Origin of the sequence: Amphritea atlantica (assembly GCF_018860855.1) — a bacterium.
In the GTDB taxonomy this organism is placed as follows: domain Bacteria; phylum Pseudomonadota; class Gammaproteobacteria; order Pseudomonadales; family Balneatricaceae; genus Amphritea; species Amphritea atlantica_A.
The window spans coordinates 11039-23669 of the sequence record NZ_JAHKQE010000013.1 but is presented as its reverse complement, the minus strand read 5'-3'; the positions used below and the strand labels follow the sequence as shown (position 1 = coordinate 23669).

General features: G+C 49.5%; 12 protein-coding genes. All 12 read left to right on the top strand.

The genetic code is table 11. The annotated features are described in order from the left end of the window. Positions 1–52: 52 nt before the first annotated feature. Complete coding sequence (gene flhA / locus KO512_RS05025) at positions 53–2155, top strand: flagellar biosynthesis protein FlhA (RefSeq protein ID WP_215951246.1); 2103 nt, start codon at positions 53–55, stop codon at positions 2153–2155. Positions 2156–2190: 35 nt separating this feature from the next. Next, a complete protein-coding gene (flhF, locus tag KO512_RS05020; protein WP_215951245.1) occupies positions 2191–3711 on the top strand; it encodes a flagellar biosynthesis protein FlhF in 1521 nt (506 codons plus the stop codon). A 26-nt stretch (positions 3712–3737) separates the two neighbouring features. Continuing rightward, positions 3738–4553, top strand: a complete 816-nt coding sequence (locus KO512_RS05015) for a MinD/ParA family protein (protein WP_215951244.1) — start codon at positions 3738–3740, stop codon at positions 4551–4553. 29 nt (positions 4554–4582) lie between these two features. Further along, a complete protein-coding gene (locus KO512_RS05010; protein ID WP_215951387.1) occupies positions 4583–5293 on the top strand; it encodes an RNA polymerase sigma factor FliA in 711 nt (236 codons plus the stop codon). Between the two features lie 60 nt (positions 5294–5353). After that, on the top strand, positions 5354–5728 hold the full coding sequence (locus tag KO512_RS05005) for a chemotaxis response regulator CheY (RefSeq protein WP_436792271.1): 375 nt from the start codon (positions 5354–5356) through the stop codon (positions 5726–5728). Between the two features lie 9 nt (positions 5729–5737). After that, positions 5738–6562, top strand: coding sequence for a protein phosphatase CheZ (locus KO512_RS05000; RefSeq protein ID WP_215951242.1), 825 nt, complete (start codon positions 5738–5740; stop codon positions 6560–6562). A 12-nt stretch (positions 6563–6574) separates the two neighbouring features. After that, positions 6575–8731: a chemotaxis protein CheA gene (locus KO512_RS04995; protein ID WP_215951241.1), complete on the top strand. Its 2157-nt coding sequence runs from the start codon at positions 6575–6577 to the stop codon at positions 8729–8731. Positions 8732–8770: 39 nt separating this feature from the next. Further along, entirely contained in the window at positions 8771–9862 is a 1092-nt protein-coding gene (locus KO512_RS04990; protein ID WP_215951240.1) for a protein-glutamate methylesterase/protein-glutamine glutaminase, read from the top strand. Further along, the gene (locus KO512_RS04985; protein WP_215951239.1) at positions 9859–10608 is read left to right on the top strand and encodes a flagellar motor protein; all 750 of its coding nucleotides are present in this window, start codon (positions 9859–9861) and stop codon (positions 10606–10608) included. Before KO512_RS04990 ends, KO512_RS04985 begins: the two co-directional genes overlap by 4 nt. 1 nt (position 10609) lies before the next feature. Beyond that, positions 10610–11584, top strand: a complete 975-nt coding sequence (locus KO512_RS04980; protein WP_215951238.1) for a flagellar motor protein MotB — start codon at positions 10610–10612, stop codon at positions 11582–11584. Further along, positions 11584–12360: a ParA family protein gene (locus tag KO512_RS04975; RefSeq protein WP_215951237.1), complete on the top strand. Its 777-nt coding sequence runs from the start codon at positions 11584–11586 to the stop codon at positions 12358–12360. Before KO512_RS04980 ends, KO512_RS04975 begins: the two co-directional genes overlap by 1 nt. Next, positions 12357–12631, top strand: a 275-nt coding sequence (locus KO512_RS04970) for a hypothetical protein (protein ID WP_215951236.1), incomplete at its 3' end; no start/stop codon positions are given. The genes KO512_RS04975 and KO512_RS04970, both read left to right, overlap by 4 nt.

The window sequence follows — 12631 nt, the reverse complement described above, 5'->3', positions numbered from 1 at the left end:
TTATGATGTTTTTTTGACGCTTTGTTGGCGGCGAGATCTCGTTTGGGGCGTAATGAACAGAGCAGCAATTTACAACAATGTTCGTGGAGCGAGTAAAGGGAATTTAGGTATCCCTTTTCTACTTATGCTCGTGCTCGGCATGGTTACGCTGCCGATGCCACCCTTCCTGTTGGATACCCTTTTTACCTTTAATATTGCCCTGTCTATCGTTGTGCTGCTGGTCTGTGTTTATTCGATGCGGCCGTTAGATTTTGCTGTTTTTCCCACTATTCTTTTGATCACTACGCTAATGCGGTTGGCATTGAATGTGGCCTCCACACGGGTGGTTTTGCTCTACGGTCACGAAGGCGGCGATGCGGCAGGTAAGGTGATTGAAGCCTTTGGTGAAGTCGTGATTGGCGGCAACTATGTCGTGGGTTTGGTGGTCTTCATGATCTTGGTCATCATTAACTTCGTGGTAGTCACCAAAGGTGCTGGACGTATATCCGAAGTAAGTGCTCGCTTTACATTGGACGCTATGCCCGGTAAGCAGATGGCGATTGATGCCGATCTGAATGCGGGGCTTATTAGTCAGGAAGATGCCAAGCTTCGTCGGCAAGAGGTGACTCAGGAAGCGGACTTTTATGGTTCGATGGATGGTGCCAGTAAGTTCGTTCGTGGTGATGCGGTGGCCGGTATTTTGATTCTGGTGATCAACATCATCGGTGGTCTGGGTATAGGCATGATGCAGCATGATCTATCCTTTGAGTTGGCGGCTCGTTATTACTCACTGCTGACCATCGGTGATGGTTTGGTCGCTCAGATACCTTCGTTGCTATTATCAACCGCTGCCGCGATTATGGTGACTCGGGTTAACTCTTCCCAAGATATGGGACAGCAGATTATTAGTCAGCTATTTGGTTCACCAAAGGCGCTGGCCGTTGCGGCTGTCATCCTGTTTATTATGGGGTCTATTCCAGGTATGCCCCATGTAGCCTTTTTATCGCTAGCGATTACGGCGGGTGTGGGTGCCTACTTTATTAATCAGCGAAATTTGGCAACAGCGGCGGCGCTGGTTGAAGACAGTACGACGAAAACTAAACAGCCAGAGCCTGATCAGGATGTCAAAGAGCTGGATTGGGACGATGTAATGCCGGTCGATATGATCGGTTTAGAGGTGGGGTATCGACTTATCCCTATGGTGGATAAGCTGCAGGGCGGGCAGCTGTTAAGTCGAATCAAAGGTGTGCGCAAGAAGCTCTCGCAAGATCTCGGTTTTCTCGTTCCATCGGTGCATATTCGGGATAATCTTGACCTGATGCCTGGCGCTTACCGGATTACCTTGATGGGCGTGTCGGTTGGTGAGTCTGAAGTCTATCCAGATCGCGAGTTGGCGATTAACCCCGGTCAGGTGTTTGGTTCGCTGAAAGGGATTAATGTGAAAGATCCCGCTTTCGGTCTCGATGCTGTGTGGATAGAGCAGAGCCAAAAAGAGCAGGCGCAGACGCTAGGTTATACCGTGGTTGATGCCGGAACCGTCGTGGCAACCCACCTCAATCAGATACTTCAGGCTCACTCCCACGAGTTGATGGGGCATGATGAAGTACAGAAATTGTTGGATATGTTAGGAAAAACGTCCCCAAAACTGGTAGAAGAGTTGGTTCCAAGCAAGCTTTCTGTGAGTACACTGTTAAAAGTGTTACAGAATTTGTTGATGGAACAGGTGCCGGTCAAGGATTTCAGAACCATTACCGAGTCGCTGGCTGAGGCCGTTGCGCGGACGCAGGACCCTCAGGGGTTGACTGCCGCGGTGCGTATATCTTTATCACGTATGATTGTGCAGAATATCGTTGGCAATGATGAAGAGTTGCCGGTGATTACACTCGATCCTCAGTTGGAACAGTTACTACTCGGATCGGTTCAGCGAGGCGAAGGCGGTGAAGGGATGGTGATTGAACCGACGATGGCGGAACGATTACAAACCTCGCTTGCTGAGATAGCGCAGCAGCAAGAGATCGCAGGACGGGCTTCGATATTGCTAGTAGCGGCGCCTATACGGCCGTTATTAGCTAAATTTGTACGCTATGGAGAGCATCAAATTAGTGTACTTTCTTATCAAGAAATCCCCGAAAATAAACGGGTTACGATTATTGCTACAGTGGGTGGCCAGAATTAGGCGAATGCTTGATTGGGTAATGAATAGAGACGGTTATGAAAGTTAAGCGCTTTTTTGCTCCGGATATGAGGCAGGCCATGCAACGGGTCAGGGACGAGATCGGCCCGGACGCCGTGATCGTCTCGAATCATCGCGTGGCCGGTGGCGTTGAAGTAGTGGCTGCCCATGAGCATGAATATGAAGCGGCGCAACAGGATTTTAAACGCAAGCGGGCGGTAGAACACGCCCGTAAAGAAGCCCCTCGACAACCCGCTAAACTGCAGAGTAACTTGACCGAAGAGTTGCGGAAGGCGCAAGCGCGTATCGCGACTGCGCAGGAAGGTGCGCCAGAACCTCGGCAAAAAAACCGTCAGCTAGAAGATGATGACGATGAGCTGAGTGAGATTTTAGATACCCTCAAGCGCCGCCAGCAAGGCCGGCAGCAGCAACCGCCTAAGGTTCAAGAGCGTCCCGCTCGAATGGCAGAGCCGAGACTCGATCCGACTCGTCAGCGACATGAATTTAAACCCGCCGTGCCCGCCGTGGATGAGCCTCGAGCCAGCGAACAGGATGCTATCCTATCGTTACAGCAGGAAATTGAATCGCTCAAGAGTCTTCTTAACCAACCTCAGAAACCGACCGTAGACGAACCTCTGAGTAGCCCGCCCGTACCCCCGCAGAGGCCTGTTCGGCCTAAGCCTAATGTAGCTAAACGTTCCCGTCATGAGGTGGCTGATTCTGCCGTAACCAAGGTAGAGCGCCGTTTAGAGCGGATCGGTTTGGGGCCGCAGGTGAGCCGCCAGTTATCAGCAAAGGTTGTTGATACCGATGAACTCGATGATGCTTGGCGTACAACGCTAACGCGTTTTAGTGATCATATTCCGGTGATGGGGGAGGATTTTGTTGAGCGTGGCGGCATGATCGCATTTGTTGGGCCGACGGGGGTTGGTAAAACGACCACCATCGGCAAGCTAGCGGCGCGGTACGTGCTAAAGCATGGGAGTTCCAGTGTGGCGCTGGTGACGACCGACTCCTATCGGATTGCAGCACATGAACAGTTATTGACCTTTGGCCGTATCTTGGATATCCCTGTGCGAGTGGTGGATGAAAACAACTCCTTGGATGAGGTGCTAGGTTCGCTGCGGGGTAAACGGTTAGTGCTGATCGATACCGCCGGTATGAATGCCCACGAGCCTCATACCCAGGCGCAGTTGAATATGCTGGAAGATGTTTCTGTACGGCTGAAAAAATTATTGGTGTTGTCCTGTTCGAGTCAGCGACATGTGATTGAAAGTGCGTATGAAACCTATGCGCCACTGGGCTTAAGTGGTTGCGTACTGAGTAAACTGGATGAGTCCGGTAATCTAGGGGAAGCTCTAGATCTGGTGATCGAAAATGGTTTATCCGTGAGTTATGTGACCGATGGTCAGCGGGTGCCCGATGATATTGATGTGGCGCATAAGAAAGATCTGGTTAGCCGAGCGGTGATTACGGCGCAGAAAGCGAGCCGCAGTCGTCGGATATTTCATGAACATCAGCAAGATAGGTTGGCCAGAGATGAGCATTGGGAGAGCTGATTTGTTAACAGATACAGGAAACCACCATGGGTAGTTCTCGGCCGGTTAAGGTGATTGCGGTTACCGGTGGTAAAGGTGGCGTCGGTAAAACCAATGTTTCGGTCAATATGAGTCTTGCGTTAGGTGAGATGGGGCATCGAGTGGTTCTGATGGATGCCGATCTTGGGTTAGCTAATGTTGACGTTTTGCTGGGGGTTAAAGCGAAGCGTAATATTTCTGATGTGCTGTCCGGTGAATGTCACTTGAAAGATTTGCTGATCGATGTGGACACTAACGTCAGAATAGTACCGGCAGCCTCCGGCACTCAAGCGATGACTTCTCTCAGCGTGCATGAACACTCGGAATTGATCCATGCGTTCAGTGAGATTGCGGATGATCTGGATATCTTAGTGATTGATACCGCCGCCGGTATCTCTGAGGCGGTGGTGAGCTTTGTTAAGGCGGCTCAGGATGTGGTGGTGGTGGTCTGTGATGAGCCAACCTCTATTACGGATGCTTATGCACTGATGAAGCTACTAAACCGAGACTACAAGATGACTCGCTTTCGAGTATTGGCCAATATGGTCCGTTCTGAGCAGGAAGGGCGGAATATGTATAACAAGTTATTAACCGTTACTGACCGCTTTCTTGATGTGACACTTCAATACCTGGGTTCAATCCCTTATGATGAAGCAGTCAGAAAGGGGGTGAAGCAGCAACGTGCTGTTTTAAAAGCGTTTCCGCAGAGTAAAGCGGCGTTAGCATATAAGCAGCTAGCGACTAAAGTAGACGCCTGGCCGATGCCTTCTAGTTCCCGAGGGCACCTTGAATTCTTTGTTGAGCGCTTGATCACCGGCGCCTGAATAAATTATCAGAGTAGCGTATGGTCTCTATGTATAATCCGCTTCAGTTTAAGTCAAGTCAGGAGGTTATTGAGCAGCATACGACGTTAGTAAAGCGTATCGCTCATCACCTATTGGCAAGATTGCCGAGTAATGTCGTACTGGAAGATCTGATTCAGGCCGGCATGGTAGGCCTATTGGAAGCGGCCAAAAAGTATGATGCGACTAAAGGCGCTAGTTTCGAAACCTATGCGGGTATTCGTATTCGCGGCTCTATTATCGATGAAGTACGTCGAGGAGACTGGACGCCCCGCTCTGTGCACCGTAATGGTCGCCGAGTCTCCGAAGCTATTCAGATTATTGAGTCACGTACGGGTCGAGATGCCCAAGATGGGGAGGTTGCTGCGGAACTTGATATTAGTGTGACGGAATATCATGCATTATTGAAAGACTCATCTGAAAGTCGTCTCTTTAGTTTTGATAAGTTGACGGGGCCTCAGGATGAAGGGCCAGGCGAAACCATTGCCAGTAATGAACCAAACCCTTCTGAAGAGTTTGAACAAAAAGATTTTATGAAGGCCATAGCCCGTGAGATACAGGGGTTGCCTGAACGTGAAAAGCTTGTGTTATCACTGTATTACGATGAAGAACTCAATCTTAAAGAGATTGGCAAAGTGCTTGGTGTGAGTGAATCACGGGTGAGCCAGATACATAGTCAGGCGGCATTACGATTACGTGGCCGTTTAAAAGAGTGGCGATGAGATTGAACGAATAACTCATCGCTTAAAAGAGTGTTAGGAGGGATTGTCTTGAATAAAGACATGAAAATTCTGGTAGTAGATGATTTCTCAACAATGCGCCGGATTATAAAAAATCTGCTGCGTGATCTTGGGTTTACCAATATTGTAGAAGCCGACGATGGCGCGACAGCGTTGCCTGTGTTGAAGGCCGGTGGTATTGATTTCTTGGTAACCGATTGGAATATGCCGAAGATGTCCGGCATTGATCTGTTAAAAACCGTGCGGGCTGATCCTTCGCTGAGCCATATTCCGATCCTGATGGTGACGGCTGAGGCGAAACGGGACCAGATTATTATGGCGGCTCAGGCGGGTGTAAATGGTTATATTATTAAGCCTTTTACCGCAGTCGTACTAAAAGAGAAAATCGATAAGATCTTTGAGCGCCTACAGGGCTAGGAGGCGTTAATGTCTGATTTTGAAACGTATTATGACCAACACCAGTTTGAAGCAGAACTGCAAACGAGAGCAGAACGGTTAGTCGAGCTGCTAAATCAAGGGCAGTTGCCTCAGGCGATGGATGAGGTACAGCAACTGAATGAGATGCGCCACCGGGCGCTGTATCATGAGGTGGGCACGCTGACTCGGGCGGTGCATAACGCGATTGTTGGTTTTACCGATGATGTTAGCTCAACCGAGTTATTGCAGGACTCTAAGCAACATATAGCTTCAATTTCAGACGCCACTGAACGCCTCTCTTATGTGATCGAACTGACTGAAACCAACGCCCATAAAACGATCGATCAGGTCGATGATGCGCTGCGCTACGTTGCTTTGATCGAGAAGGATGTTGTACAGCGACAAGAGTTAATTGATGAGCTGGCAGCACTGAAAAAAGATCATCCGCAGCTTGAATCCTTGTATGAAAAAGCGTGCCGCTATGCGGTCGATCATTCGGACGTTTTGGCTAAGCTCAAAGAGCGCTTGACGGGGATTTTACTCGCTCAGGAATATCAGGATATAACGGGCCAGTTGATTAAACGCGTGATTCAATTGGTCGCCGATATTGAAGAAAAACTGGTTGGATTAATGGCGGTGGCTTCCCGAGTCAATAGTTTAGGGGCATTGGCAGCCCATAAATCGGTTGATGGCGATGCTACGGCCGATGCGTCAGCGGATGCTGAGCGCCTAGAGGTGACAGCCGAAGGGCCGCAAGTGAAAGGGCGTAATCAAGGGGCGGTCGCATCCAGTCAGGATGATGTTGATGATCTGCTGTCTAGCCTCGGTTTTTAAAGGGTAATACGAATGTCCTTGAATGTTGATCAGGAAATATTGGAAGATTTTTTAGTCGAAGCCGGGGAGATCCTCGAACAGCTGTCTGAACAGTTAGTCGATCTTGAGCAACACCCTGAGGATAGCGAATTACTCAATGCTATCTTTCGCGGTTTTCATACGGTGAAAGGGGGCGCAGGCTTTCTGCAGTTGGACCCCATGGTAGACTGTTGTCACAGCGCCGAGAATTTATTTGATCAGTTACGTAATGGCGCGCTAAAAGTGTCATCGACGTTAATGGATCTCGTGTTGCAAGCATTGGATAATATTAATGCGATGTTTGAAACGGTTAAGCAGGGTGGTTTTCCCGATCCGGTCGACCCACAACTGTTAGCAGACTTAAACGCGATGGCTTCAGGCCAGGCACCGGCGATCTCGGTTCAAACTCAAGTATTTGTGGAAGAGGTTGTTCAAGCGACACCGGCCCAACATGATGCAGAGGTTAGTGCTGAGTTTGATATGTTGGTTGGTGATTTAGCAGCGAATAATGCAGCAGTGACGTCAGACCTGATAACCGAAGAGGAGTTTGATGATCTATTAGATCAACTACACGGCGCTCATGGTGCGCCGGGGGCCGCTGCTTCACCAACGTCCGATCTAATTACGGAAGATGAGTTCGATAATCTACTGGATACACTACATGGCCCCGGTGGTGCACCCGGCGTCAGTCCGCAAGACCCTGTAGAGAGTAGTGCCGATGATGAGTTTGATCAATTACTCGGTACGGTACAACCCTCAGCCGTTGTTCATCCGCCGGCGGCACCAACAAGCGGCGAACTGATTACTGATGATGAGTTTGAACATTTATTAGATGACCTTCAGTCTAAGGGTGAAGGTGCTTTTGCTGCTACCACCTCGGTGACGCCAGCAAAGCAAACCGTCGCTGCGCCGCCGGTTGTCCACAATAGCGAAGATGCTCAAGCACCTACAGCTGCAAAACCTCAGCCTCAACCCCACAAGCCGGTAGCCGAAAGTAATGTTCGGGTGGATACCCGTTTACTGGATCAGATCATGAATATGGTCGGTGAACTTGTTTTGGTTCGCAACCGCTTGGTTAGATTGGGTGCCGAGGTGGATGACGGCGATATGTCAAAAGCGCTGGCATCGTTGGATATGGTGACCGCTGATCTGCAGATGTCGGTGATGAAAACCCGCATGCAGCCGGTGAAAAAAGTATTTGGTCGTTTCCCCCGTTTAGTTCGAGATCTCTCTCGTCAGCTGCATAAAGAGGTTAATCTTGAGCTACGTGGTGAAGATACCGATCTCGATAAAAACTTAGTCGAAGCATTGGCTGATCCACTAATCCACTTGGTTCGAAACGCCATCGATCACGGTATCGAAGAGCCTGCCGTTCGGGAGTTCAATGATAAACCCCGAGAAGGGCATGTGTTGCTATCGGCTGAGCAGGAAGGCGATCATATTCTGCTAGTGATTGAGGATGATGGTGCCGGCATGGACCCTGATCTGCTGAGAAATCTGGCGGTTAAGCGGGGTATGCTCGATCATGAAGCGGCCGCGCGGCTGACTGATCATGAGTGCTACAACCTGATTTTTGCGGCGGGATTTTCCACCAAAGAGCAGATATCGGATGTTTCCGGTCGGGGTGTTGGGATGGATGTGGTGAAAACCAAAATCTCTCAGCTGAACGGAAAATTGGATGTTGATTCTACTCTTGGTATGGGTTCGCGTATCGAGATACAGGTGCCACTGACCTTAGCTATTATGCCTACGCTGATGGTGCTGCTAGAGAGTCAGGCGTTTGCGCTACCTCTGGTTAATGTGAATGAGATATTCAACCTCGACTTGACCCAAATTAATATGGTGGATGGTCAGCAGGTGATTATTGTTCGTGATAAAGCGATGCCGCTGTTTCATTTGAAACGTTGGTTGATGAAAGGGTATGAGAACGATCCCCTGCCTGAAAACGGCCATGTGGTCATCACCAATGTAGGTACGATGCAGGTTGCTTTTGTTGTTGATCAGCTAGTCGGTCAAGAGGAGGTGGTTATTAAGCCGCTGGGTTCTGTTTTACATGGAACACCAGGGTTATCCGGTGCCACTATTACCGGTGACGGTCGGATCGCTTTGATCATTGATATTCCCAGCCTGCTGAAGGCATACGCTAGTTGAGCATGGTATGCGCTCGGCAGACTTATACTGGATAATTGTATGGCCGTTCGAGTTTTAGTTGTTGATGATTCATTTTTCTTTCGCAACCGCATCAAGCAAATACTGACCAATCACTCCGGTATCACTGTGGTGGATACGGCGAAAGATGGTATCGAGGCGGTGGCTAAAGCTAAGCAGCTGAAGCCAGATGTTGTCACCATGGATGTCGAGATGCCTAAAATGGATGGCATCACGGCATTGAAGCAGATCATGCTTGAGAGCCCTTGTCAGGTGATCATGCTTTCTTCGCTCACGCGTCGCAGTGCATCGGTTACCCTAGAAGCGTTAGCGCTGGGGGCGGCCGATTATATGGAAAAAGATGCTCGAGCATGGGTAGCCGGTTCCGGCTCGGGTGATTCTGCGCATATAGAAAGTGTTTTGGCAGAAAAAATTCTCACATTAGGGCGACAGCAACAACGGCCCGCTTCGTTAATCGCCGCGAGAAGTAAAGAACGCGTTGTGAGTACGGCGCCCACGACCAGTGCATCTCGGGTGGATAAGATTGATCAGGTTCGTTGGCCTGAATGCGATATTGTCACTATCGGTTCTTCTACCGGTGGTCCTGCTGCGTTACAGTTTATTTTGACGCAGATTCCTGCTGATTTTCCTGTGCCTATACTGCTGACACAGCATATGCCTAAAGCATTTACCTCGGTGTTTGCCAAACGTCTCGATGATCTGAGCCTTATTACCATTAAAGAAGCCGAGAATGGCGATCAACTAAAGCCTGGACATGCTTACCTCGCACCGGGCGGTCAGCAGATGATTCTTGATCCGGCGCATCCCAATAAATTGATTATCCGCGCGAGTGATGAGCGGATGACCTACAAGCCCAGTGTCGATCTTACCTTCGCCTCGGTAGCCAAAGGCTACGGTCATCGGGCATTGGCTTTAGTAATGACGGGGATGGGGGCCGATGGTTGTGACGGTGCTCGTATTTTGAAAAACGCGGGAGCCACGGTTTGGGCTCAGGATAAGGAGAGCTGTACTATCTTTGGTATGCCGAAGGCTATTATTCAGGCGGAACTTGCCGATGCAGTACTCAATATAGAAAGTATCCGACAGTTATTTAACCATTGGGGGCATCGATGAATCTCGTAAGCATGAGTGGCATACTGCTAGCGATTATTGCCATTTTTGGTGGTAACTACCTCGAAGGCGGTGGTTTTGATGAACTCTTGGATTTACCAGCGCTATTAATCGTGGTCGGTGGGACCTTTGCCGCCGTGCTGATTCAGTCGACGCCAGGGGAGCTTTCACGGGCTATTAAATTATCCGCGAGCGTGTTTGGTAAGGCTGATTTAGATTATCGCGAAGGGGTTAACAATATTGTTAACTGGTGTGTGCTTGCTCGGCGTAAAGGGTTGTTGGCCTTAGAAGATGAGATCGCGGGGCAAAGTGATAGCGTTGTGCGTAATGGCTTGCAGATGTTGGTCGATGGTCGCACCCCTGATGTTATTCGATTGACGCTGGAAACCGAGTTGGTAAGCCGTGAAAATCGAGACCTGCAGGCGGCTAAAGTGCTTGAGAGTATGGGCGGTTATGCCCCGACAATGGGGATTATTGGTGCGGTTCTCGGGCTGATCCATGTGATGTCCAATCTGGCTGACCCCGCCAATCTAGGCTCGGGTATCGCCACCGCGTTTATAGCAACAATCTACGGTGTAGCGATTGCTAACCTTCTATTTTTGCCTCTGTTTAATAAAATTCGAGCGATGATACTGAAGCGGTTCTATTTTCAGGAGATGATGCTCGAAGGGCTGCTGTCGATTGCTGAGGGGCAGAATCCACGCATTATTCAGCTACGGTTGCAGGGTTATCTGGAGCAGGAGTCTTAACGTGTCCAGGCGTCGAGTTGATGAACAAGATGCGCACTCTCAGCGTTGGGTTATCTCCTACGCTGATTTTCTGACGTTGTTATTGGCTCTATTTGTGGTGATGTATGCTATTTCGTCGGTTAATGAAGAAAAATACCGGCAAGTTGCCGAATCGTTTTCAGATGTTTTTTCTCAAAAGCAGACGTTAAACTCTCCCGTTGGAAGTCCGTCGGAGGTTTTGCCAACCGGCGTTGGTTTATCCCATGGTGAGGCAAGTCAAGCAGCATCGACTGTCAAAATAGTGCCACCTAAACCGGAAAATAGCGTTGCACTGCAAGCGATCGGCGAGCAGCTGCAAATGCAATTTAAAAAACTGATCCGTAGTGGGCATGTCGCAGTACAGAGTAATAACCTCTGGGTGGCATTAGAGTTGGGCGCTAATCTTGTTTATCCGGAAGGTGGTTCGTTACCAGCGATCACCAGCGACCCGGTATTTGAACGGGTAGCGAAAATACTCAAACAGTATGACAACCCAATACACGTTGAAGGCTATACTGATAATCAGTTTATCTCATCTGACCAATACCCCTCTAACTGGGAATTGTCCGCCGCTAGAGCTGCTGGAGTGGTGCGGATCTTAGAGATGAACGGTGTGCCACCGCAGCGAATGGCCGCAGTGGGCTACGGGGAATATCAGCCGTTGGGTGATAACGGAACCGAAGCTGGCCGTCGGATCAATCGACGTATTGTTATTGTGGTCACTCGGGATCGTAAAACACAGCGGGTTGTTTCTGCTTTTGGCAGTGAGCAGGTGAGTGAAGATGCAGTGAGTACGATTTTGACAGAAAGTGGCTTGCCTGAATCAGCCATAAAAACCGTGAAGGATGAGCAGGGGCGGATTAGTTTTAGCCGCCAAGAGTCGACTCAACCTCTGGATATAGAAACATTAACGTCACCGGAGAGTTTTTCTCCGCAGGCACAGGAGTCACCGCAATAATGCAGGTATGGGCGGTAGCTAATCAGAAAGGTGGTGTAGGTAAAACCACAACAGCGGTCGCATTGGCCGGATTATTGGCTGATGCAGGTCAGCGGGTGTTATTGGTCGATCTAGACCCTCACGGCTCAATGACCAGCTATTTTAGATATGATCCGGATGAGTTGGAAAACAGCGTTTATGACCTGTTTCAGCCGGGCCGAGATGTGGATATTAAACTGCTGGAACCCCTATTAATGCCTACCTCGAACGAGGGGATTGATATTATTCCGGCGACCACTGCGTTAGCAACACTGGAACGTAAATCCGGCGGTCAGGAAGGTATGGGCTTGCAGATCGCTAAAGCGTTGCGGCTGGTCAAAGATCGTTATGATTATGTGTTGATCGATAGTCCTCCGGTGTTAGGTGTGTTGATGATCAATGCATTGGCTGCCTGCGGCCATCTGTTAGTACCGGTGCAAACTGAGTTTCTTGCCTTGAAAGGCTTGGAGCGCATGCTGCGTACTATCGCGATGATTAATCGGGCGAGAAAACGGCAGTTAACCTATACCTTGATTCCCACTTTTTATGACCGCACAATTCCTGCTTCTGTCAGCTGTTTACGGGAGTTGCATCAGCGGTTTGTTGATCATATGGCCGCCTCGGTCGTGCCTGTGGATAGTAAGTTTATTACCGCGAGTGCTAAAGGGGTTACCCCTTCTGAGCTGGATTTGACCATGCCGGGAGTGCAGGCGTATATCCGTATTTTACGCGGTTTGGCGGAACGGAGCAGAGTATGAGTGACGGGCAATTGAACCGGCAGCAACAATTGGTGAAAGAGTATCTGGATGCCCTGCTGAAAGATGATCATAACCTAAACAGTATCGAGGCTGAGTTGGATCTAGCGCAAGAAGAGGCGATAGAGGCGGATATGAGTGAGGTTCCTCTGGTCGCGGCACAGCTGCCGAAAGCCGGGCCTGAGATGGAAGATATTGGGCTGGATGAGCTGGAAATAACATTGGATATGCAGATTGAGTCACTTGATACTGTTCAACCAGAACCAGAACCAGA